Here is a 22616-nt window from a genome sequence, read left to right as displayed (position 1 = left end):
CGCGTCGATCGGGGCGGGCACTACGCCGGCAGCCGCGCCTACACCGGCCAAACCGAGCACGGCCGGATCCGCGGCTGGAGCCGCTGCCCGGGAGGCGGCTCGGTCACGGAGGCCGCGCTCGCCCCGACGGCCGGCGGCGGGCAGACTCGGGTGTACGTGCAGATCCGCCAGAGTGGCCGGGCCTCGGCGACCGACCGCGTTCTCGACTCCGTACGCGTCGCAAGCTGACGCGGACCACTCGGGCCGCGCGCGAACTTTTCCGTCCCGGCACGCATCGGACCTGAGTGACGGGGCACAGAGCGCCGTACGCACACGCCAGGGTGTGTGCGTGAAATCACCGGGAGTGTTGAGGACCATGACGAAGAAGTCCCCCTCCGTACACCGGACGGCCCTGCTCACGAGCGCGGTCGCGGTGCTGGCTCTGCTGACCGCCTGCGGCAGCAGCGGCGACGGCACCACGGCGAGCTCGCCGCGGACGCTGTCCGGTACGGCCGCGCCCGCCACCGGCGCCCACAGCAGCGGCCGGGCCAGCGCATCCCCCTCCGCGTCGGGCACCGCGCAGGGCGGGGCCACCACTACCGCGTCCAAGGCCACGCCCAGTTCCAGGTCCACGTCCACGTCCACGCATGCCGGCGCGGGCGGTGGCGGGCGTTGTCACACCTCCGAGCTGCGGGCGAGCGTCGGGCGGAACGACCCGGGTGCCGGGCAGGAGAACTTCCCGATCGTGCTGACCAACACGTCCGCCCGCACCTGCACCGTGCGGGGGTACCCGGGTGCCGCGTTCGTCGACGCATCGGGCCGGCAGCTGGGCCCGGACCCGAAGCGTGAGTCGGGTACGCCCACGACGGTGACGCTGGCGCCGGGCAAGAGCGCCTGGGCCGGCATGACGTTCTCGAACCCCGAGGTCAGCGGAGCGCACACGGCCACTCCGGCCTCGCTCCTTGTGACCCCGCCGGACGAGCGGGACCACCTCTCGGTGAAGTGGACGGGCGGACCGGTCCCGGTGTCCGGCAACGCGTCCTCCGTGTTCCTGATGGTGTTCAGCCCCGGTACCGGCGCCTGAGCGGGCGGGGGCCGGGCGGGACCGTTCACCTCGACCTGCTTTCATTGAAGGCGCCTCCCCCACCCTGATTCGCACAGATCCGCACAGATCCGCCCTGAAGGACCCCACTCTGAACACCCCGCTCGCCGAAACGCTGTCCGTCGTCCTGCTCGTCGCCGTCCTCGCATGGGCGGTGTTGCGCCCGAGGGGCCTGCCCGAGGCGGTGCTGGCGGTCCCGGCCGCCGGGTTGGTGGTCGCGACGGGCGCGATCTCCCTGGACCACGCACGGGCCGATGCGGCGAGTCTCGGGCCCGTCGTCGGCTTCCTCGCCGCGGTGCTGGTGCTGGCGCACTTCTGTGACGTCGAAGGACTCTTCCAGGCGTGCGGGGCATGGATGGCCCGGCGAGCGGCGGGCTCGCCAGGGCGGCTGCTGGTGGCGGTCTTCGTACTGGCGTCGGCGATCACGGCCGTGCTCAGCCTGGACGCCACCGTGGTGCTGCTGACACCGGTGGTGCTCGCCACCGCCGCCCGGGCCGGTGTGCGGGCCAGGCCGCACCTGTACGCGTGCGCCCACCTGTCGAACACGGCCTCGCTGCTCCTGCCCGTCTCCAATCTCACCAACCTGCTGGCCTTCGAGACGAGCGGTCTGAGCTTCACCCGGTTCGCAGCGCTGATGGCACTGCCGTGGCTGGTTGCGATCGGCGCCGAGTACCTGGTCCTTCCGGCGCTACTTCGCCGACGACCTCACCGCGTCCCTGCACTCCCCCGAACCCGGTGAGACGCCCGAACTGCCCGTGTTCGCGCTGGTCACCGTGGCGTGCACGCTGGCCGGGTTCGTCGTGGCCTCGGCCGTCGGCATCGAGCCGGCCTGGGTGGCGACGGCAGGTGCGCTGGTGCTGGCGGTCCACGCGATGCTACGGCACCGGGCCACCCCTCTCTCGGCGCTGCGGGCCTCCTCCCCTGCGTTCCTCGCGTTCGTCCTCGCGCTCGGCATCGTCGTGCGGGCCGTGGTGGACAACGGCCTCGCCGACGCGCTCGACGACGTGCTGCCCGGCGGGTCGGGGCTGCTCGCACTGCTGGGCATCGCCGCGCTGGCCGCCGTACTGGCGAACCTGATCAACAACCTTCCCGCGGTGCTGGTCCTGCTGCCGCTGACCGCCTCGGCCGGGCCCGGTGCGGTGCTGGCGGTGCTGCTCGGCGTGAACATCGGCCCGAACCTGACCTACGCGGGATCGCTGGCGACGCTGCTGTGGCGGCGCATCGTGCACGGGCACGGCCAGGACGTGAAGCTCGCGGAGTTCACCCGGCTGGGTCTGCTCGCCACCCCGGCCGCGCTCGTGTCGGCCGTGGCGGCGCTGTGGCTGTCGCTGCAGGTCGCCGACTGAGCCTGCCGGTCAGGGGCGGCCGTCGCCGCCGTGGCCGTGACCAGGGTCCGAGCCGTACCCGCCCCATCCGCAGTAGGACGGGTTGTAGTAGCAGTAGGAGTTCGCGGGATAGGAGCCGGTCGGCGTCGGCTGGGTGGCCCTCGGCGTCGTGGACGGCGTCGGCGTGGGGCCCGGTGTCCTGGAGGCCTTGGGGGTGGGCGTGGCCGAGGGCGAGTGCAGGGGACCGCTGTCGGTGTCCCAGTTGACCACCTGCATCTGGAGGTCGGCCTTGGAGGTGTCGAAGACCCAGCGCTGGGCGGTGCTGTCGTCGCGGGTCTTGACGACCAGCGCGCCCGAACCGTCGGTGGCGGCAGGGGTCAGCGCCAGGTCCTGGTCCCAGCGCGGAACGAGCGTGCCCTGCAGGGTGAAGTCGTAACGGATGTTCCTGGCACCCGGCTTGGACGCGCCCGTGCACGAGGCGAGCTGCACCGAGAAGCCGAGGTGGGAGTCCAGGCACAGGCCGGGGGCCGCGACGCTGCGCAGACGGCCGTCGGTCTCGTACGACCACTGCTGGACGGCGGCCGAGGAGCAGTCGGCGAGTTCGGTCTCGGCTCCCTCGACGGCCTTCTTGCCGATGACAGCGACGCACAGTCCGGAGTCGACGTTGTGCAGCCTGCCGCGCAGGGGGCCCTGGGTGCCCGTGCTGGTGCTGACCCAGGACGGGTCGGTGGCCGGCGAGCCCTTGCCGCTGCCGGGTCTCTCGGAGGGGTGGCCGCCGTCGGCCGCGGTACCGCCGTCGCCGGAACCGAGCACGGACCACAGGACCAGCGGGAGGACGATCAGCCCGCTCACCGTCACGACGGCCGCGGCGAGATTGCGGCGGCGGGCTGCGGTGTGCCGGGCCGCCCTGTGGGCCGAGCGGCGGGCGGCGGCGCGGCCGCCGGGACGGGCGCCCGTGCCGGGAGACGGGTACTCGCGGGTGAAAGGCTCGCCCCGCATGGGCGGGGCCGGGATCTCCTCGGGAAGAGCGCCGGGCTCCTCGGGCCTGGAGGCGCGGGATTCCACGTAGGCCCGGGCGCCCCAGCCGAGCACCGCCTCCGCCAGGGCGAGGCCGATGCCGTGGTTGAACTGTGCGAGTTGGCCGGCCGTGTGGCTGCAGTGCCGGCAGCCGGCGAGGTGGGCGTTCAGGTCGGGGTCGATGTCGACACCACCACGCCGGTAGGTCACGTCGAGCATGCGCAGGTAGCGTCGGCATTCCTGCTCGGGGGCGAGTTCGCGGTGGACCTGGAGGCACTCCTCGCGCAGGCGTTCACGGGCCCGCTCCAGCTCGACGCGCGCGTCCTCCTCCTCAAGGCCCAGCAGGCCGCCGGGTATGTCCAGTGACTCGGCCTCGACCTCCACGTGCCACAGCAGGCAGCGGGCCGACTGGGGAAGCCGCTGGAAGGCCCCGGACAGCAGACGCCGGTCGGCCGTCGGGAGCAGGCGGGCCGCGACGCGGTCACCGCCCTGGGAGCACAGCTGGGGGTGGAGGTGTTCCCGTCTGTGGTCGTTGTCCCACTCCGCGGCGATGCGGCGCACGGTGACGAGCAGTTGGGGGCGCCAGGCGGACGTCGGCCCGTTCTGCCGCAGGGTCTCGCCGAAGAGCCGGGTGAATGCGGCGGTCGTGAGCATCCCGGCGGAAGGGACACCGTCGGTGCACAGCCGTGCGTAGGCGAACGCCGCTTCCCAGTGCCGGTCGAGCAGCTCACCGACGGGCTGCAGCGCGGGCGTCGACCCCGTCCACTTCTTGAGCTCGGCGCTCAGTTGCTCGTCGGTGACGTCGAACCGGCGGTCGGACATGGGGGAATTCGACAGGCCGGCGTCAGTCACGGCTGCATTCCTCTCGGCGGCATGCGCATAAAGTCCATACCATTGGGTATGGGGACCCGCCGCCTGTGCGACAGTGTCCGCCCGTACAGGATTCAGCAGCTCGAACGCCCACCTGGGGAAGCTCTTTCGAAGCGTAGGTCGAACGGGGAGCGGCCTCGTGCGCCCAGCAAAAGAATCCATTGTCTGCGCGCCGACAGGGCACACCTTTACACAGGCCAGGGAGCCCTAACAAGAGATCTCGCGGTTTTGTGCTTTGCCTGCCCACCGAGCGGATTTGACGAATCGTCAATCCTATCGGGGCAGTAATCGGGAATGGGATTCAGCCGGCTCGCGGTGCGGCCCCCTCCGCCAACCATTGAAGCGGCCGTCCCGCCGCACATCCGACGGGTCGAACGGCGTACTTCGGCTCACGTTTCAACCATTGAGCCGCCCCTCCGGTACGCGCCGGGCGGCGCACCATAACGCGTGTGGAAGACGCGGCTGAAGTGGAAGGGGCTGGCGAACCCCGAAGCCGCGGCCACCCTGTCCACGGACAGATCCGTACTCTCCAGAAGCCGTGCGGCATGCCGCAGACGGGCCTCGCGCAGCGCCCGCATCGGGGACTGCCCGGACTGCCCGGTGAACAGATGGGCGAACCGTGAGGGCGACAGCGACACGCTCTCGGCGAGTGAGCGCACCGTGTGCGGGGCACCGGGGTCCGCGGCGATCAGCGCCTCGGCGTGCCGCACCCGGGGGTCGGTGCCGGGAGGGGGCGACGGAGGCCGCGCGGTGGCGGCCGTGAGCAGGACGATCTCCTCCAGCGAGGACAGGGCGAGTTCCCGGGCCGCGGTGCCGTGCGCGACCGCGACCCGGTCGTCCGGTGCGGCGGCGGGCGGTGCCTCCGTTCCCGTCCAGCGGGCATCGGCGAGCATCCGGCGGAAGGCCGCCCCGACCCGGTCGTGCAGGGTGGCCGGGGTCGGCGTGACGACGAACAGTCCGTCGCCGGTGCCGTACGGGCGCAGCCACGGCGCCCAGGCAGGACGCGCCTGGCAGTGCACCCACCAGAACTGCCAGCTGCGGGCGCCCGGTTCGACGGCGTACTGGTGCCGGACTCCCGGGGCGAGCACCACCAGGTCTCCCGCGCCCGCCCGTGCCTCGGCCGCTCCCTGGCGCAGCCGGCCGTGCCCGCCCGTCGTCCAGGTGAACAGCCAGCTGTCGGCGCCCCGCGGCCGGTCGACGCCGTACCCCTGGAGCCGGTCGTAGCGGCCGACCACGACCAGGCCCGGCGGCGGCGCAGCGGTCTCGGGCAATCCGTCAGCGTTCACGGGCATCCTCCTCAGGCATGCGGCGGCCTAGCGTGATGAGCCGAGGACACCTGACCGAGGAGTGGACGCATGACAGCCATGGACATGGACGCCGCCGGCACCTCCATCCTGACCCAGGACGGGCTGACGCGGTTCGAGCAGGACGGGTTCACCGTCGTGCGCGGGCTGTTCGGCTACGAGGAGATCGACCGGCTCCGCGCGGAGTTCGCGGCGCTGCACGCGGGCGGGCCGGTGCCCGGCCACTTCCAGCCGCGCACGTCCGAGGATCCGCTGGCGGCGTACCCGAGGGTGATGCACCCGCACGAGATCAGCGAGCCCGCGCGGCGCCTCCTGCTCGACGCCCGGCTGCGCACGGTGCTGGAGGCTCTGCTCGGCGAGGAGGTCCTGGCCGCCCAGAGCATGTTCTACTTCAAGCCACCGGGCGCCCGGGGGCAGGCGCTGCACCAGGACAACTTCTACCTGCGGGTCGAGCCGGGCACCTGTGTGGCGGCGTGGGTGGCCTGCGACGTCATCGACCGGGACAACGGCGGGCTGGAGGTCGTCCCCGGTACGCACCGGATGGACCTGTTCTGCCCCGAGGAGGCGGACGCCGACGTGTCGTTCGCGCGGGAGTTCGTTCCCCCGCCGCCGGGCCTCGCGGCCGTGCCGGTCGACATGGCGCCCGGAGACGTCCTGTTCTTCAACGGCAGCCTGGTGCACGGCTCGCAGCCCAACCGCACGCCGGACCGTTTCCGCCGCTCGTTCATCGGTCACTACGTGGGGCGGTCGGTGGAGCGCATCGGGCGCTACTACCGCACGGTGACGATGGACGGTGAGCGGGTGCTGCTGGCGGAGAGCGAGGGTGCGGGTCCGTGCGGCACGGAGTTCGAACCGCACGGGCCCCACTAGGGCCACTCGTCAGCTGTGACCGACGATGGGGTGCGGCGCGTACGGCTGCTCCAGCTCCTCGATCTCCTTGTCGCTGAGCTCGAGTTCGACGGCGGCCACCGCGTCCTCGATGTGGTGCGGCTTGGCGGCGCCGACGATCGGCGCCGCCACCGTGTCCTGGTGGAGCAGCCAGGAGAGGGCGATGCGGGCGCGCGGGACGCCTCGGTCGCCCGCGATGCGGGTGACGGCCTCGACGATGGTGCGGTCGCTCTCCGGGTAGAGGCGGCTGCCGAAGTCGTCGTTCTCGCTGCGCTCCGTCACGGTGCCCCAGTCCCGGGTGAGCCGGCCGCGGGCGAGGGGGCTCCAGGGCAGGACGCCCACGCCCTGGTCGGAGCAGAGGGGCAGCATCTCGCGCTCCTCCTCTCGGTAGAGGAGGTTGTAGTGGTTCTGCATGGACACGAACTTGGTCCAGCCGTGCCGCTCGGCGGTGTACTGCATCTTGGAGAACTGCCAGGCGAACATCGAACTGGCGCCGATGTAGCGCGCCTTGCCCGCCTGCACCACGTCGTGCAGGGCCTCCATCGTCTCCTCGACGGGGGTGTGCGGGTCGAAGCGGTGAATCTGGTAGAGGTCGACGTAGTCGGTGTCGAGGCGGCTCAGGCTGTGGTCGATCTCGGCCATGATCGCCTTGCGGGACAGGCCGCCGCCGTTGGGCCCGGGCCGCATCCGGCCGTGCACCTTCGTCGCGAGGACGATGTCGTCGCGGTTCGCGAAGTCCCGCAGCGCCTTGCCGACGATCTCCTCACTGGTGCCGTCGGAGTAGACGTTGGCCGTGTCGAAGAAGTTGATCCCGGCTTCCAGCGCCTGCCGGATCAGGGGACGCGAGGCCTCCGCGTCGAGGGTCCACTCGTGCACACCGCGGTCGGGCAGGCCATAGGTCATACAGCCGAGACAGACCCGCGACACGTCCAGGCCCGTCGAACCGAGCTTCACGTACTGCATCGTTGCTGCTCCTGCCTTCGGGATGGGTACGAGGGGGAGCGTACGACTTCACCCGTACTTCCAGCACCACGCCCTCTTGACGCAGGGCCCGCGTCGGCGCTTTGATCTTCGGCGTAGCCGCTCAGCGGCATACAGAGGTACGCCCAGCCGGTAGCGGACGAGTTCCAAGTCCGGCCAAAGTCGCCAGGATCACCCGGACACCCGGTCCGAGGCGGGGTCGTACCCGCGATTGATGGAGCGGACATGCCCGCCAAGGGTGCCTCTCGCGTCGGACGTCTTGGGACGGCCGTCGGCGCCTGCGTACTTCTCACCGCCGCGTTGTCGGCGTGCGGTTCCTCCGGCAAGGAGTCGGCCGGCACGTCGAAGCCGTCCGCCGAGCTGCACCTCCCGCCCCGCCACGCCGGCTTCGACTACCAGATCGGCGGCGCCTATCCCCCGCCGCCGGGCACCCGCGTCGTCAGCCGAGACCGTACGGCCTCCCCTGCGCCCGGCCTGTACAACGTCTGCTACGTCAACGCCTTCCAGTCCCAGCCGGGCGAGCGCACCTCCTGGCCCTCCGACCTGCTGCTGCGGGACGGGCGGGGCAAGGTGGTCGTCGACGGGGACTGGGGAGAGGCACTGCTCGACATCCGGACGCCGGCCAAACGGCAGCGCGTGGCGGCCCGGATCGGCCGATGGATCGACGGCTGTGCCGCCAAGGGATTCGACGCGGTCGAGCCGGACAACTACGACAGCTACACCCGCTCCCGGCACCTGCTGACGGCGAACGACGCGACGGCCTTCGTCACGCTCCTGTCCCGGCACGCGCACGCCCGGCACCTGGCGATCGCGCAGAAGAACACGGTGGAGCTGGCCGGGCTGAGGAAGCGGACGGGGCTCGACTTCGCGGTGGCCGAGGAGTGCGCGGAGCACGACGAGTGCGGGGCGTACGCGAAGGCGTTCGACGACCGGGTGCTCGTGATCGAGTACTCGGACAGCGGGCTGCGCAAGGCCCTTACAGGATTCGGCGACCGACTGAGCATCGTCCGGCGGGACGTGATGGTCTCGACGCCCGGCAGCGACGACTACGTCCGCAGGGTCCGGTGAGGGCGAGGACCGACGGGATGCCCCGTCGGTCGACTGCCGCTCACGCACCTGCACTTCACCGTCACCGGCGGGCCCTGAGTGCGTGTCAGCCCCCGTTCAGTCGGTCCAGCACCCGCTCCCACCCGAACGACGGTCGCGCACCGTCCTCTCCCCCCTCACCGGAGTACGGCTCACCGAACCGGACGCCCATCCCACGCAGGCGTGTCAGGCTGTCCTGATAGGCGGGGTGGGCGGCCAACGCGTCGGCGACGCACGGGAGTACGGCGACCGGGACACCCAGACCGTATGTCTCGCACAGGGTGGCCACGGCCAGGGTGTCGGCCAGACCCGCCGCCCATTTGTTGATCGTGTTGAAGGTGGCGGGCGCGACGACGACGGCGTCCGGCGGCGGGAAGGGGCGCGGATCACCGGGGGTGCGCCAGGCGGAGCGTATGGGACGGCCGGTCTGTGCCTCGACGGCCCTGCTGTCGAAGAAGCCGTTCATGGCGACCGGCGTCGCGATGACGCCGACCTCCCAGTCCCGCTCCTGCGCGGCGGCGATCAGCCTGCTGACGTCCGCGGCGATTCCCGCGGCGCAGACGACGACGTAGAGGAACGGCTTCTCGGCCTGCGGGGGTTTCCCGGCCTGTTCGGTCATCCGCGCACACTACCCAGGGGCATCGCTACTCGATCGGGAAGGACCGCCCCCGCTCGGCCTCGGGCCGCGGGCCGTGGATGCGGCGTTCCTTCTCCTCGATCGCCACGTCGTTGATGCTGGCCTCGCGCCGGGTCATCAGACCGTGCTCGTCGAACTCCCACAGTTCGTTGCCGTAGGAGCGCCACCACTGGCCGTCGGCGTTTCGGCACTCGTACTGGAAGCGGACCGCGATGCGGTTGCCTTCGTGGGCCCACAGGTCCTTGCGCAGCGCGTACTCCTGCTCGCGCTCCCACTTGCGGGTCAAGAACCGCACGATCTCGGCCCGGCCGGTGACGAAGGTGTCGCGGTTGCGCCACACCGAGTCCTCCGAGTAGGCGAGCGCCACCTTGTGCGGATCGCGGGTGTTCCAGGCGTCCTCGGCGGCCTGGACCTTCTGCGCGGCGGTCTCACGGGTGAACGGGGGCAGGGGCGGACGGTCGGCCATGGGTTCCTCCTCGACGGGCGGACAACAGTATCCGGGGCGGCGCGACGTGCGCCGGCGCGGCCGACTCGCCGAGTTCGTGGAACGGCGGGGGCCCGGGAGCGGAGCCTCGCCGTCTTCAATACGGGGCTGTCCCGCCGGGTTCGTGGCAGCGGGGGTGTCCGGCGCCCTGGGCGGGGAGCTGTTCCTGCCGCCTAGGGTGCCGTGGTCAGCGCCGGGATCACCGAGAGCACCGAGCCCGCGCGGCGGGCGCGGCAGGCGACGCGGCGGCTGCCGCTGTCCCGCCGACCTCACCCTTCGGACACGGTGATGGCGCCCACCGGACAGGCCCGGGCGGCTTCCCGCACCATCGGATCGCCGCCGCCGTCCTCGCGGCCCGGCAGCAGCGTGCTGAATCCGTCGTCGTCCTGGGTGAAGACGCCCGGGGCGGCCATCGCGCACTGGCCGGCCCCGATGCAGACGTCCTTGTCGATGTCGATGTCGATGTCCCTGTCGATGTGCATGGCCTGCAGCCTCTTACCAGGTCACGGGGAGTTCCAGCATCCCCTGGATCGTGTCGCCGGGCTTGAAGGGGATCTCGTCCGCCGGAGCGGCGAGGCGCAGCGTCGGCAGCCGGTCGAAGAGGGTGTGCAGGGCGATCTCCAACTCGGCACGGGCCAGGTTCTGGCCGAGGCACTGGTGGATGCCGAAGCCGAACGCGACGTGGTGGCGGGCGGAGCGATGCCAGTCGAGGGTGTCGGGTGCGGGGTAGACGTCCTCGTCGCGGTTGATGACCGAGGTCACGAAGATGACGCCGTCGCCCGCCCGGATCGTCGTATCGCCCGCCTCGATGTCCTCGGTGGCCCGGCGCAGCAGCCCGTCCGCGATGGACAGCATCCGCATCAGCTCCTCCACCGCCGAAGGCACAAGCTCCTTGTCGCCGCGCAACTCGGCCAGCCGCTGGGGGTGTTGGAGGAGCGTGAAGGTGCCGAGGGAGATCATGTTGGCGGTCGTCTCGTGACCGGCGATCAGCAGGATGGTCGCGAACGAGATGACCTCCTGGCGGTCGAGCACTCCCTCGCGCAGCTGCTGGTGGACGAGTTCGTCCAGCACGCCGTCGCCGGGCTCCGGCTGTTTCTGCTTGTGGTCGATCAACTCCTCGAAGTACGCGTCGAGTTGGTGGCGTGCGTCCTGCACGTCCTCGACCGTGGGTCCGCGCAGCAGCCGGCGTGACTGTCCCTCGAAGAACTCGTGGTCGGTGTAGGGGACGCCGAGCAGGGCGCAGATCACCATCGACGGCACGGGCAGCGCGAAGGCACTCACCAGCTCGGCGGGCGGCCCCTGGGCCACCATCGCGTCGATCCGCTCGTCCACGATCCGCTGGATCTCGGGGCGCAGTTCGACGGCCCGTCGGAGGGTGAAGCTGGGGACCATCATCCGCCGCTGAGTGCGGTGTTTCGGGTCGTCGACTCCGAGCAGCGCGACCCTCCGGCTCTTCACGGCCGAGAAGCGTTCGGTGGGTGCCGGGAAGCCGGGATGGGTGCGGTCCGCCGACAGCCGCTGGTCGGCCAGCAGATCGCGGGCCAGGGCATGACCGGTGACCAGCCAGGCCGGACGGCCGTCGTAGAGGGTGATCCGGGACAGCGGGCGGGTGGCGCGCAGGGGCTTGTAGGCGGTGGGCGGGTGGTAGGGACACGTCCGGTCCTGGGGGAACGCGACGGGTTCCGTTTCCGTCATGGAAAGACCTCACAGACGAAGAGCGTGCGTGGTGCAGACCTTCATTAGATGCCCGGGGCATCTATGGGGCGACGTGAAGTTCGGCCAGATCGGTGGTCCCGGCAAACTGGCCGGGGATACTCGCTCACGCATCGGAATTCGGTTGTGGGCGGGCCGTGGCCGCGTCCACAATCCGGTCATGCCTACGACCTTCGCCCTGCTGCCGCTGACCGCCACCGCCATGCCGGTGCGGTTCCAGCAGCAGTCCGGCCGGCACCGGAGGCCGACGCTTCCCGCGTCGTGACCGCCGCGCTCGTCGCGGGCCTGGTCGCGGGCTACGGCATCGCCGTTCCCGTGGGCGCGGTCGCGACCTACCTCGTGTCCCTGACCGCCCGTACGTCGCTGCGGACCGGTGTCTGCGCGGCGCTCGGCGTCGCCACCGCGGACGGGCTCTACGCCTTGCCGGCCATGCTCGGCGGCTCCGCTCTCGCGGCCGCGCTGCGACCCGTACTGGGGCCGCTGCGCTGGGCCTCGGCCGTGGTGCTGGCCGCCCTGGCGGTGCGGGGCGCGGTCGCGGCCCTGCGGCAGTACCGCGGTCACCGGCTCACCGCCCGTTGCGGCCCGCCTCCTCCGAGTGCCGTACGGGCGTATCTGAGCCTGCTGGGGATCACGCTCCTCAACCCCACCACGGTGATCTATTTCGCCGCGCTGGTGCTCGGCACCCGGACCTCACAGGCGGCGGCGCCCCTGGAGCAGGGCGTCTTCGTCGCGGCGGCCTTCGCCGCGTCCGCCAGCTGGCAGCTCCTGCTCGCCGGGGGCGGGGCTCTGCTCGGCCGGGCGCTCACGGGCCGGCGCGGGAGACTGGTGACGGCGCTGCTGTCGAGTGGCGTGATCACGGCACTCGCGGTACGGATGGTGGGTTGATCTTGACCGATGCGTGGCCGAAGGCCGGTGCGGTATGGATGAATCCTGCGCACACCGGTGTTGAACCACGGTGGCAGTCAGCCGTACGACACGACGATGGGACGGATGCCATGCCTCTCGAGGGCGAGTACGAACCGAGTCCGGCGCAGTGGGTGCGGGATCAGGTGGAGCTGTACGAGAGCTCCGGTGGCACGAAGGGGACGACCCTGCGGGACACCGGGCTGCCGGTGATCGTGCTCACGAACCGCGGCGTCAAGAGCGGGAAGATCCGCAAGACGCCCCTGATGCGCGTCGAGCACGACGGCCGCTACGCCGTGGTCGCCTCGCAGGGCGGCGCCCCCGAGCACCCGGTCTGGTACCACAACCTGAAGGCCGACCCCCAGGTGGAGCTCCAGGACGGACCGGTGAAGCGGGCCTACGTCGCCCGCGAGATCAGCGGCGCCGAGCGGGACGAGTGGTGGGAGCGTGCCGTCGAGGCCTATCCGCCGTATGCCGACTACCAGGAGAAGACGGACCGGCAGATCCCGGTCTTCGTCCTCGAATCCGGAGAGAAGTGATCCGGGCCGGGGGCGGGGGCCTGATCACCGGGCCCTGAACCGAGCCGGGACCCCTCCCTGAGAGGGGTCCGGAAAAAATCTTCGGTCGAGCACGCATGAAGCGGATGGCACCGGGCACGCGTGCGTCAGGCCCCGCCGCGTTCCCCCGTCGCGGCGGGGCTTTCCAGTGCCTCCTGGGCCGGCCGGTCGGTGATGTCGAGGAAGATCTGGTCGGCCTCGGACACGGTGTTGGCCAGGGACTTCTTGATCCGTACGGCGACCTCCTCGACCCGCTCGCTGTCCAGCCCGGGCACCAGGTCGACACGGGCGGCCACCAGGGCCGTGTCGAGGCCCGTCTTCATCGTGAACAGTGCCTCCACGCTGTCGATCTCGGGCTGCGCTTCGAGCAGCGCGCGGATCCGGGCCGCCGTCTCCGGGTCGGCGGACTCCCCGATGAGCTGGTCGCGCGCCTCGCTGCCCAGCTGGTAGGCGACGAAGACGAGCAGCACGCCGATCGCCAGCGACGCCGACGCCTCCCACACCACCTGTCCGGTGACCATGTGCAGTGCCATGCCCGCAGCGGCCAGCGTCACGCCGAGCACCGCCGTGCCGTCCTCGGCGACCACCGTGCGCAGTGCGGGGTCGCGCATACCGCTCCTGCCGCCCTGCTGTCGTACCTGATGCAGCGCCCTCAGTAGTGACGCGCCCTCCGCGACGAAGGCGACGCCGAGCACGATCAGGCCCGCCACATAGCCGCTCAGCTTCTCGTCGGCGCCGTTTCTGAGGGCCTCGACGCCCTGGAAGAAGGAGAAACAGCCACCCATGACGAAGATCCCGACGGCCGCGAGGAGCGACCAGAAGAACCGCTCCTTGCCGTAGCCGAAGGGATGCCGCGTGTCGGCCGGGCGGCGGCTGCGGCGCAGCGCGGCCAGCAGGAAGACCTCGTTGAGGCTGTCGGCCACGGAGTGCGCGGCCTCCGAGAGCAGAGCCGGTGATCCGGCCAGCAGGCCGCCGACGGCCTTCGCCACCGCGATCACGAGATTCGCCGCGAGCGCCACCAGCACGGTGACGCGAGTCCTGCGGTCTGTCCTGTCGTCCGAAGATGTCCCGCTCACCTTCGCCGACTGCCCCTCTCGGGGCGGCTCACACCGTGCGGGCGGCCGAATTCGGGGAACGCGTCCCTGAGGGACACGCACCTCAGGGAGGAAACATGGGCGGCGGGGGCAACAGCACGTACGGGAAGAAGTCGTTCAAGCGGTCCAAGAGCCACTTCACGGATCGGATCACGGCGGACGGCCGGGACGGGTGGCCGGTGGAGGCGGGCCGATACCGGCTGGTGGTCAGCCGTGCCTGTCCGTGGGCGAGCCGGGCGCTGGTCTCCCGCCGTCTGCTCGGACTGGAGAACGCCCTGTCCCTCGCCGTGGCCGACCCGGTCCAGGACGACCGCAGCTGGCGCTTCACCCTGGATCCGGAGGGCCGTGACCCGGTCCTGGGCATCCGTTTCCTCGGCGAGGCCTACGAGCGGCGGGAGACCGGCTACCCGGGAGGCGTGAGCGTGCCCGCGGTCGTCGACATCCCCAGCGGGAAGCTGGTCACCAACGACTACCAGCAGCTCACCCTCGATCTCGCCACCGAGTGGACCGCTCTGCACCGCGACGGGGCACCCGACCTGTACCCGCACGCCCTGCGGGACGAGATCGACGCGGTGATGTCGGACGTCTACGAGGACGTCAACAACGGTGTGTACCGGGCGGGTTTCGCCACGGACCAGGAGGAGTACGAGGCCGCGTACACCGGCGTGTTCCACCGTCTGGAGCTGCTCACGCAGCGGCTTGCGCGGCAGCGCTTTCTGGTCGGCGACACCCTCACCGAGGCCGACATCCGGCTGTTCACCACCCTGGTCCGCTTCGACGCCGTCTACCACGGACACTTCAAGTGCAACCGCTGGAAGCTGGCCGAGAACCCGGTCCTGTGGGCGTATGTTCGTGACCTCTACCAGACGCCCGGCTTCGGTGACACCGTCGACTTCGACCACATCAAACGGCACTACTACCAGGTCCACACCGGCATCAACCCGACCCGGATCGTGCCTCTCGGGCCGGATCCGTCCGGGTGGCTGACGCCCCATCACCGCGAAGAGCTCGGTGGCCGGCCGTTCGGCGACGGGACGCCTCCGGGGCCCGCTCCCGCGGACGAGCAGGTCGCGCCGCAGGGCCGGCCCTGACCGACGCACCGGCCCCGATCGACGAAGGAGACAGACGTGGCGAAGACCAAGAAGAAGAAGATGAAGCTGCCCCTCGCCTACAAGCCCCTGGGATTCGCTCTGGGCTGGGTCAGCGGCTCCCTCGCCGGGCTCGCGTTCCGCAAGACGTGGATGGCGCTGCGGCACGAGGAGGACGCGCCCGACGCCCTCGACCAGGAGCGTGGCTGGGGGGAGATACTGCTCGCCGCCGCGGTCCAGGGCGCCCTGTTCGCCGTGGTGCGCAGCGCCGTGGACCGCACGGGCGCGAAGGCCATCGAACGCTCCACCGGCGTCTGGCCGGTCGCCGAGAAGGGCGGCCGGGACTGACGCCGGTGGAGCGGCCGGTGGGGCGGCTCAGCCCTGCTTGGGTGCCGTCGGCGTGACGCGGAGCAGGGTGAAGGAGTGGCCGGCCGGGTCGGCGTACCCGCGTTGCTCGAACGGCCCGGAGGCGTCCTTCGTCTCCAGCGGGCGCCCGCCCAGCTCCACGACCTTGCGCTCCGCCTCGTCCAGGTCCGCCACGACGAAGTCCAGGTGGGCCTGGAGGGAGTTCTCGGGGCGCGGCCAGCTCGGCGGTACCGCGTTCACATCGCGGCGGAAGGCCAGCCGGAAGCCGTCGGCGCCCCTGATCTCCACACGGTTGGCGGTCGCATCCGTCTCCTCGCCCTCCAGCAGTTCCTTGTAGAACAGGGCGAGTTTCTCGGGCTCGGCGCAGTCGAGCACCACGTAACCCGCTTCCACCAGTGGCATGTCTCCTCCGAACGGTCCGGGGCGCGGGGCGTCGTGTCCCGCCGCTCCTGTACCTCACGGATATCCCGGTCCGGCCCTTTCAGTCGGCCACCAGCCAATTCCCGTACGAACGCGCCGAGTTGGCGGGCGTCACGTCTCCTGACCCGCTCGGATCTCCGCCAGTCGCGCCGCCGCCGCACTCAGGAAGAGGTCCAGTGCGGCCGGGTAGGAGCTCTGACGCATGTCGGCCACCAGATGGCGGGCGGTGGCGGCGATGTGGGGGTGTGTGTCGGCGGGGAGCCGCGCGTAGGTGGCCCGCCACACAGCCGTCTCCGCCTCCCGGGCGGCCTTCGGCAGGGCGGCGCTGGCCGAGTCGAGGGCGCCGAAGGCGAGGGACTGGTCGACGAAGGCGTGATAGATGCGCACCGCCTCGCCGTCGGGGAACCCGGCGTCGCGCAGCACACCGAGGATGGTCTCCACGGCGTGGATCTCGTACACCCGTCCGGTCACCCGGTAGGAGCTGAGGACGGATGCCCGCGGATGGGCGAGGGAGCCCGCGTGCATGCGCAGACCGAGGTCCCTGAGGTCGGCGCGCCAGTCACCGGTGGGGCGCCAGGTACGCAGGGTGCTGCCGATGAGTTCGTCGGTGACGGCGAGCATCAGGTCGTCGGTGTGCCGGAAATAGCGGTACAGCGAGCTCGGGTCGGCACCGAGCGCGTGGCCGAGGCGCCGGACGGACAGCGCCGCCGCGCCGTGTTCCTCGATCAGGCGCAGGGCGGTGGCGACGATCAGCTCCTCGGAGAGGACGACGCCCTGCTTGGTGGGGCGTCTGCGGCGTCGGGCATCGGGTGGGACGACGCGCTCGCTCATGGACTGCCTCCCTGGGACCGGTGCCGTGCCCGCACTTTATGACAACACCGTTGACGTGTTAAGCCCCCGGGCAGTTTCATGTGCGGTCACCGGGCCGACCAGGCCCCACGGTGCGAGCGGAGACCCGGCCATGTCCGACACCCCCTTCGGTGCAGATCCACCAGCGCGGCCCGAGCTGCGCAAGTCTCTCGGCGTCCTGGACGGCGTCGCCATCGCCGCGTCCAGCACGGCGGCGACCACCAGCATCGGTATCGGCCTGGGCGTCACGGCCGGTGTGGTGGGCCTGCATCTCCCGGCGATCATGCTGCTGGCGTTCCTGCCGGTCCTCGGCATCGCGGGCGCCTTCTCCCGGCTGAACCGGGTGGAGCCGAACGCGGGCAACGGCTATGTGTGGGTGGGTCGTTCGCTCAGTCCGTGGCTCGGTTTCATGGTCGGCTGGGTGACCATCGTGGCGACGCTGGCGTTCCTCGCGTACACGACGGCCGTCACCGGGTCGGCAATGATCCAGCTCGCCGGGGAGTCGGGGCTGCACCGGGTGGCCGGGCTCGCCCTGGACCCGGGCTCGACCGTGCAGACGACCGCCGTCGGCATCGTCGTCCTGATCGCGGTCACCGTCACCGCCGTCACCGGCGTCCGGACCGCGGCGCGGCTGCAGTCCGGGCTGCTGGTCTTCGAGTACGTCGTCCTGCTCGGGTTCTGCGGATACGGCATCATCCACGGCCCGCACGCCTTCAGCCTGAGCTGGTTCGACCCGTTCGCGATCCCGTCGGCGAAGGCGCTCGCGCAGGGGATGCTGCTTTCGGTGTTCTGTTACTGGGGCTTCGAGACCGCGTTCAGTGTCAACGAGGAGGTGCGCGAGCCGCGCGACGCCTCCCGCGCCGGCCTCATCACCCTGGTCACCATGCTGATGCTCTTCCTGCTCGGCTCGGTTGCCTTCCAACGGGTCCTGACCGAGCCGGAGTTGGCCGGGCACGGCGCCCAGGGCCTGGCGTACTTCGGAGACCGGCTGGCCTCCCAGCCGGTGGCGGCACTGCCTCTCGTGGCCCTGATGTTCTCGGCGGTCGCCTCGCTGCAGGCCGGCGTGATTCCCACGGCCCGGGCGATGTTCGCGATGAGCCGGGACCGCACCCTGGGGCCCGTGTGGTCCAAGGTGAGCCCCCGCTACGGGACGCCGGCCGCCGGCACGCTGCTGATCGGCGCCCTGGCGACAGTGATCGCGGCACTCGCCCTGGTCATTCCGCGGCTCTCGGACATGATCATGGCGACGGTGAGCGCCGTGGGCATCGTGGTCGCCCTGTCGTACGCCCTCACCGCGCTCGCGGCGGCCGTCCGCTTCCGCTCTCTGCTGCGCGAGAACTGGCGGGAGGGCATACGGGCAGTCGTGCTTCCGACGCTGAGCGCGGCGGCGCTGCTCGGACTCGGCGGCTATCTCGGCTGGTCCTTCTACACCTCCACCGACCATCTCGAACTCCGCGCGGACAACGGCTGGTTCCTGCTCCTCACTCCCGTGGTGATGATCGCGTCGGGCTTCGTGGCCGCCGCGTGGGCCAAGTGGGTGCGCAGGTCGCCGTACTTCCGCACGGGCGACGGCACGGACGCCGACGCGCCGCAGCTGCTCGCCACGTCCAACTGACCCCCACCAGGAACGGACCATGCACACAGATCTCATCTTCACCGGCGGCCCGGTCCTCACTCCCGCGGGCCGCACCGCCACCGCCGTGGCCGTCACCGGCGACCGCATCACCGCTGTCGGGCACGCCGAGGTCCTGGATCTCGCCGGACCTCGGACCGAAGTGGTCGACCTGGCCGGACGGTTGCTGCTGCCGGGCTTCCAGGACGCGCACGTCCATCCCCTGCCGGCCGGCCTGGAACTCTCCCAGTGCGATCTGACCGGGACCAGGACGGCCGAGGAGACGGTCGCCGCCATCCGTGCCTACGCCACGGCGCACCCGGAGCAGGAGTGGATCACCGGGGGCGGCTGGTCCATGGAGGCCTTCGAGGGCGGCACGCCGACGAGGGAGCTCCTGGACGCGGTCGTGCCGGACCGGCCCGTCTACCTGCCCAACCGCGACCACCACGGCGCCTGGGTCAACAGCCGTGCACTGCGGCTGGCGGGCATCGACCGGGACACGCCGGATCCGGCCGACGGGCGGATCGACCGGGACGCGGCGGGAGATCCGAGCGGAACGCTGCAGGAGGGCGCGATGCAGCTCGTCGGGCGTCTGACACCGCCGGTCACCCCGGCGGACCGGCTGGCGGCGCTGCTGCACGCGCAGCGCCATCTGCACGCCCTCGGCGTCACGGCCTGGCAGGACGCTCTCGTCGGGGACTTCCTCGGCATGGACGACCCGTCGCAGGCGTATCTGACCGCCGCGCGCGACGGCTCGCTGACCGCTCGTGTGGTCGGCGCCCTGTGGTGGGACCGTGAGCGCGGGGCCGAGCAGATCCCCGAACTCGTCGAGAGGCGGGCGGCGTCGAGCCACGGCCGGTTCCGCGCCGGCAGCGTCAAACTGATGCTGGACGGGGTCGCCGAGACCGGGACGGCGGCGCTCCTCGACCCGTATCTGGACCCATGCGGCTGCGCCACCGCCAACCGCGGCACGAGCTTCATCGACGCTGGGCAACTCCCCACGTACGTGACCGAGTTGGATTCCCTCGGCTTCCAGTGCCACTTCCACGCGCTGGGCGACCGGGCCGTACGCGACGCCCTGGACGCCATCGAGGCCGCGCGTGAGGCGAACGGGCCGAGCGACACCCGGCCGCATCTGGCGCACCTTCAGGTCGTGCACCCCGACGACGTGGCGCGCTTCGCCCGGCTCGACGCCACCGCCAACATCCAGCCGCTGTGGGCCGCGCACGAACCGCAGATGGACGAGCTGACGATTCCCTTCCTGGGGTCCGAACGGGCCGCGTGGCAGTACCCGTTCAGGGCGCTGCTGCGTTCGGGGGCCCGGCTCGCGGCGGGCAGCGACTGGCCGGTCAGCAGCCCTGATCCGCTCCAGGGAATCCACGTGGCGGTCAACCGCCTGACGCCCGACGGCAACGACGCCCCGGTGTTCCTGCCCGGCGAGCGCATCGGCCTCGCCGAGGCGTTGAACGCGTACACCGCGGGATCGGCCCATGTGAACCACCTCGACGACACCGGCCGGGTGCAGGCGGGCGCGCTGGCCGATCTGGTGGTGCTGGACCGCGATCCGTTCGACGGGCCGAGCTCGGCGATAGCGGAGACGGGTGTGGCGCTGACCTACGTGGGAGGGGAGGCAGTGTACGCAGCCGAAGAGGCGTAAGCAGTAACGGACATCACGGTGAGGTCACGCGTAGATCATTTAGGCTATGGGCAGCCTCGTATCGCTTCTCGGTTCAACTTTCGGCCACAGGAACTGAGTTCGAGGGCGCGGGTGGTCATTTCGGCCACCCGTTCGCAGGGCGGGGGGCTCTGCATCACCGTCTCCCGGAAGGACATGGTCATGGTGCACGGCAACACAGTTGACGCGGCGACGCAGGTGCTCGTCGTGTAACAGGAGTGCTTCGACAGGGGCGGGCCGTTCGTCGTAGGTCAGTCGGGCGATCGGCTCCATTTCCTCGGCCGTCGAGCAGCAGTCGCACCCCTGGCGGCCGTTCGTGGCATGAACCCGAACCGGTCGCGTGAGTCCGGCCGTTCGACGACGCCGGCACGGCATGCACAGAAATCACTCGGACACGACCGACCGACCGCTGAGGTCGGCCGATTCCGTTGTCATGACCACAGCCTGATGGGATACCGGTGTGAAATTTCGAGTCAGAGGTGCTGTTCCGAAGACGTCCGCCGACAGCCCGCTCCCCGTGCAGCCAAGCGCCCAGCCCCAGCCCACGGAGGCGGGGAACACCCTGGCTCGCCTCCTGGTGAAACGCATCAACGGGAGCACGGAGCAGTACCGAAGGGCCCAGAGCGCCGCTCAGCAGCGGCTGGACGCACTCGGATCCCCCCACTCCGGTACCACGCTGCATGTGGAAGGAGCCCTCCATCTGGCGCGGCCCGCGTTCCTCCCGCCCGACGAGGAGGGCTCCGCCAGGTTGAGGCACCTCGACACCGGCCTGCGCGTGATCGAAGAAGCCTTCCCCCAGGTCAGCATCGATATTGAGGTCTGCCGACTGACCTGCATGATGCTGGAAGGGGCCTGGAGGAGCCGGGCACTCACCCCGCCGCGCGAGGAGGATCGGACGACCGCCTGCTCCTGCCCTCTGTGCCGTCGGCTGCCCACGCCCCCCATACGCACGCTGGATGACTACCGTTGGCGGCAGAGCGCCGGTCGTCCCCTCACCGTCAAGACCTGGCCGAACCGCCGCGAACTCGACAGCGTCCTGACCGGCGGATGGTCCTGGACCCGGCAGATGAACGACCTCGAACGAGACCTTGGCCACCGCCACCGCTTCGAGGACGACATCCTCGTCTTCCACGAGTACAAACGCGTGATCGACACCATCGACACAACACGCCTCACCCAACACGTCGAAGGCCGCCTGGCCGAGAATTTCAGCACGAACAGCGCACGGGCCCTGGTCTCCGGACTCTTCGCAGCCCATAAGCGATCCGTTGACGAGTACTGGCTCCAGCAGCACGAGGCGGGCAGCGTCACCCTCCCCCAGAGCAACCCACTCAGCCAGAGCACCTACTCGATCCTGCAGATGCTGGACTGCCTGTTCTGGCACGTCGCACCAGACACCGAACTCTGGCAGGAAGAAAACCTCGCCTCCCTGCTGCTGTGCCGCGTCATCGACGACATGGCCGACGTACGAGCCGACGCCCTCACCGGCGAGATCAGCAACTTCTGGCTCGCCGACATGCCCACCCACACCAAGGCCCTCTACGCCGCCTGCGCCATAGCCATCGTCAAGTACGGCTGCATGCCCGAGGCGCACAGCCCGATGTGGAACACCTGGCTGATGACCACCACCGTCGTCTGGATGGGGCTCACGGGCCGTCACGCCCTGTGGTTCGACGGCATCACCGAGGGCCTTCCCCCGACCGAGGGATGCCCGATGTGCGACCTGCAGCCCAACCCGTGCACCGGCATCCTCACCCACGGCACCACCCTCACCCTCGCCCCGCGGCCCACCGTGCCGGCACTGAGCACCCGGGCCGCCGAGCTGTCCGCGCGCTGCCGAGCCCAATTCCCCCAGACGTGGCCCCTCTTCGACGCCGAGCTCCATGCCTTCGAAGCACTGCACGGCCCCTGGTACGGCAACACCGACAGCGCATGGGAGATCTTGCGCCGCACCTACATCGCCGCTGTGGAGGCATCCAGGGCCGCGCCGTCTCCGGCCCGCGCCCGTCAGATCCAACAAGACGCCGGCGTAGTCGGATCCGAGAGGTTCCACACCCTGCACGACCCTCGAACCGGGAGGGAAGACACCGCACTCCTCGCCTACATGTTCGGCGCCGCCCACCCTCATTTCCTCTGGAACGCCACGGGATATCGCCCCACGGACGTCGCGGGCGACTGGCTCGACGGCTGACGCCACCTCGGACCTGTACTGCGGGGCCGTGGGGCCGTTGTGCTCTTGCGGCCGGGTGGTCGTCCGGGGCCTGAGGTGGGAGGGTTTCGGTGCTCCGACGGGCAGCACGCCGGCGGGCAGAGGTGCCGAAGTCGCGCCGGACGGGGGCAGGAGTGAGTCCGTTCGGCGGCCCCGGCTGCTACCGCGGCCGACGCGGCCTCGCTCCCACGTCAGTGACGCCGAACCGGTCACCCTCGCGGTCATGTCCGCGCTACTCCGGCCACATCTCCGAACGGCGGTGGCCGGGGCGCGCGGACCGGGACTTCCCCCATCTGCCCCCCTCGCCTGCTCCAGCAGTCCGGCTGCAACAAGCGGCTCATTGTGGAGCGTTGACGTGGGGTGGTGGGTGGTGGGCTCCACTCCCGTCGGCTGCGGCGGCTCCCGCGAGACCGCCAGGCGGACCGACGCCGCCGGATGTCTACTGCGCGTCCCTGGT

At 70.9% G+C, this 22616-nt stretch carries 20 protein-coding genes and 2 pseudogenes; 12 read left to right on the top strand and 10 right to left on the bottom strand.

Translation table 11 applies throughout. From position 1 onward, the window contains the following. The first annotated feature begins 355 nt into the window (after window positions 1-355). Complete coding sequence (locus ACYUED_RS44060) at window positions 356-1063, top strand: DUF4232 domain-containing protein (RefSeq protein ID WP_491289995.1); 708 nt, start codon at window positions 356-358, stop codon at window positions 1061-1063. Between the two features lie 109 nt (window positions 1064-1172). After that, window positions 1173-2427: pseudogene (locus tag ACYUED_RS44055) on the top strand (SLC13 family permease). A 9-nt stretch (window positions 2428-2436) separates the two neighbouring features. Here the strand turns inward: ACYUED_RS44055 and ACYUED_RS44050 are convergent. Both ACYUED_RS44050 and ACYUED_RS44045 read right to left on the bottom strand, forming a co-directional pair. After that, window positions 2437-4245, bottom strand: coding sequence for an RICIN domain-containing protein (locus tag ACYUED_RS44050; protein ID WP_491289994.1), 1809 nt, complete (start codon window positions 4243-4245; stop codon window positions 2437-2439). 437 nt (window positions 4246-4682) lie between these two features. Continuing rightward, entirely contained in the window at window positions 4683-5585 is a 903-nt protein-coding gene (locus ACYUED_RS44045; protein ID WP_491289993.1) for a helix-turn-helix domain-containing protein, read from the bottom strand. A gap of 72 nt (window positions 5586-5657) precedes the next feature. Here ACYUED_RS44045 and ACYUED_RS44040 point away from each other — a divergent pair, with 72 nt between their 5' ends. Continuing rightward, the gene (locus ACYUED_RS44040; RefSeq protein ID WP_491294721.1) at window positions 5658-6467 is read left to right on the top strand and encodes a phytanoyl-CoA dioxygenase family protein; all 810 of its coding nucleotides are present in this window, start codon (window positions 5658-5660) and stop codon (window positions 6465-6467) included. A 9-nt stretch (window positions 6468-6476) separates the two neighbouring features. Here the strand turns inward: ACYUED_RS44040 and ACYUED_RS44035 are convergent, their stop codons facing one another. Next, entirely contained in the window at window positions 6477-7448 is a 972-nt protein-coding gene (locus ACYUED_RS44035) for an aldo/keto reductase (protein WP_491289992.1), read from the bottom strand. Between the two features lie 243 nt (window positions 7449-7691). Here ACYUED_RS44035 and ACYUED_RS44030 point away from each other — a divergent pair, with 243 nt between their 5' ends. Continuing rightward, window positions 7692-8534, top strand: a complete 843-nt coding sequence (locus tag ACYUED_RS44030) for an endo alpha-1,4 polygalactosaminidase (protein ID WP_491289991.1) — start codon at window positions 7692-7694, stop codon at window positions 8532-8534. Window positions 8535-8619: 85 nt separating this feature from the next. Here the strand turns inward: ACYUED_RS44030 and ACYUED_RS44025 are convergent, their stop codons facing one another. From ACYUED_RS44025 to ACYUED_RS44010, 4 genes are all read right to left on the bottom strand, one after another. Continuing rightward, a complete protein-coding gene (locus ACYUED_RS44025; RefSeq protein WP_491289990.1) occupies window positions 8620-9171 on the bottom strand; it encodes a flavoprotein in 552 nt (183 codons plus the stop codon). A 25-nt stretch (window positions 9172-9196) separates the two neighbouring features. Further along, window positions 9197-9655: a nuclear transport factor 2 family protein gene (locus ACYUED_RS44020; protein WP_491289989.1), complete on the bottom strand. Its 459-nt coding sequence runs from the start codon at window positions 9653-9655 to the stop codon at window positions 9197-9199. A 287-nt stretch (window positions 9656-9942) separates the two neighbouring features. Beyond that, window positions 9943-10137, bottom strand: a complete 195-nt coding sequence (locus ACYUED_RS44015) for a ferredoxin (protein WP_266525776.1) — start codon at window positions 10135-10137, stop codon at window positions 9943-9945. Window positions 10138-10168: 31 nt separating this feature from the next. Beyond that, window positions 10169-11368: a cytochrome P450 gene (locus tag ACYUED_RS44010; protein WP_491289988.1), complete on the bottom strand. Its 1200-nt coding sequence runs from the start codon at window positions 11366-11368 to the stop codon at window positions 10169-10171. A 279-nt stretch (window positions 11369-11647) separates the two neighbouring features. Here ACYUED_RS44010 and ACYUED_RS44005 point away from each other — a divergent pair, with 279 nt between their 5' ends. Together ACYUED_RS44005 and ACYUED_RS44000 are read left to right on the top strand one after the other, a co-directional pair. Next, window positions 11648-12271, top strand: a complete 624-nt coding sequence (locus tag ACYUED_RS44005) for a LysE family transporter (protein WP_491289987.1) — start codon at window positions 11648-11650, stop codon at window positions 12269-12271. Between the two features lie 110 nt (window positions 12272-12381). Continuing rightward, a complete protein-coding gene (locus ACYUED_RS44000) occupies window positions 12382-12828 on the top strand; it encodes a nitroreductase family deazaflavin-dependent oxidoreductase (RefSeq protein WP_266593653.1) in 447 nt (148 codons plus the stop codon). 125 nt (window positions 12829-12953) lie between these two features. Here ACYUED_RS44000 and ACYUED_RS43995 read toward each other — a convergent pair whose 3' ends face one another. Then, the gene (locus ACYUED_RS43995; protein ID WP_491289986.1) at window positions 12954-13922 is read right to left on the bottom strand and encodes a cation diffusion facilitator family transporter; all 969 of its coding nucleotides are present in this window, start codon (window positions 13920-13922) and stop codon (window positions 12954-12956) included. 95 nt (window positions 13923-14017) lie between these two features. On the opposite strand from ACYUED_RS43995, the gene ACYUED_RS43990 reads away from it, so the two are divergent. Beyond that, complete coding sequence (locus tag ACYUED_RS43990) at window positions 14018-15031, top strand: glutathione S-transferase family protein (RefSeq protein ID WP_491289985.1); 1014 nt, start codon at window positions 14018-14020, stop codon at window positions 15029-15031. A 60-nt stretch (window positions 15032-15091) separates the two neighbouring features. Further along, window positions 15092-15376 carry a DUF4235 domain-containing protein gene (locus ACYUED_RS43985; RefSeq protein WP_491294720.1) on the top strand — a complete coding sequence of 95 codons (285 nt, stop codon included), beginning with the start codon at window positions 15092-15094 and terminating at the stop codon, window positions 15374-15376. A 27-nt stretch (window positions 15377-15403) separates the two neighbouring features. Here ACYUED_RS43985 and ACYUED_RS43980 read toward each other — a convergent pair whose 3' ends face one another. Then, window positions 15404-15796 carry a VOC family protein gene (locus tag ACYUED_RS43980; RefSeq protein WP_491289984.1) on the bottom strand — a complete coding sequence of 131 codons (393 nt, stop codon included), beginning with the start codon at window positions 15794-15796 and terminating at the stop codon, window positions 15404-15406. 129 nt (window positions 15797-15925) lie between these two features. Then, on the bottom strand, window positions 15926-16645 hold the full coding sequence (locus ACYUED_RS43975; protein ID WP_491289983.1) for a TetR/AcrR family transcriptional regulator: 720 nt from the start codon (window positions 16643-16645) through the stop codon (window positions 15926-15928). Window positions 16646-16775: 130 nt separating this feature from the next. Between ACYUED_RS43975 and ACYUED_RS43970 the strand changes: the two genes are divergently transcribed. From ACYUED_RS43970 to ACYUED_RS43955, 4 genes and pseudogenes are all read left to right on the top strand, one after another. Beyond that, window positions 16776-18278 carry an APC family permease gene (locus tag ACYUED_RS43970; protein ID WP_491289982.1) on the top strand — a complete coding sequence of 501 codons (1503 nt, stop codon included), beginning with the start codon at window positions 16776-16778 and terminating at the stop codon, window positions 18276-18278. A gap of 19 nt (window positions 18279-18297) precedes the next feature. After that, window positions 18298-19932, top strand: a complete 1635-nt coding sequence (locus ACYUED_RS43965; RefSeq protein WP_491289981.1) for an amidohydrolase — start codon at window positions 18298-18300, stop codon at window positions 19930-19932. Between the two features lie 535 nt (window positions 19933-20467). Continuing rightward, window positions 20468-22141 carry a hypothetical protein gene (locus ACYUED_RS43960; RefSeq protein ID WP_491289980.1) on the top strand — a complete coding sequence of 558 codons (1674 nt, stop codon included), beginning with the start codon at window positions 20468-20470 and terminating at the stop codon, window positions 22139-22141. A 187-nt stretch (window positions 22142-22328) separates the two neighbouring features. Then, window positions 22329-22595, top strand: a pseudogene (locus tag ACYUED_RS43955) (IS982 family transposase); the annotation flags it as partial. Window positions 22596-22616 lie beyond the last annotated feature (21 nt).

It is taken from the genome of Streptomyces sp. DF42 (assembly GCF_058267695.1).
The sequence above is the reverse complement of the archived record's forward strand: the minus strand, read 5'-3'. Positions and strand labels throughout refer to the sequence as shown.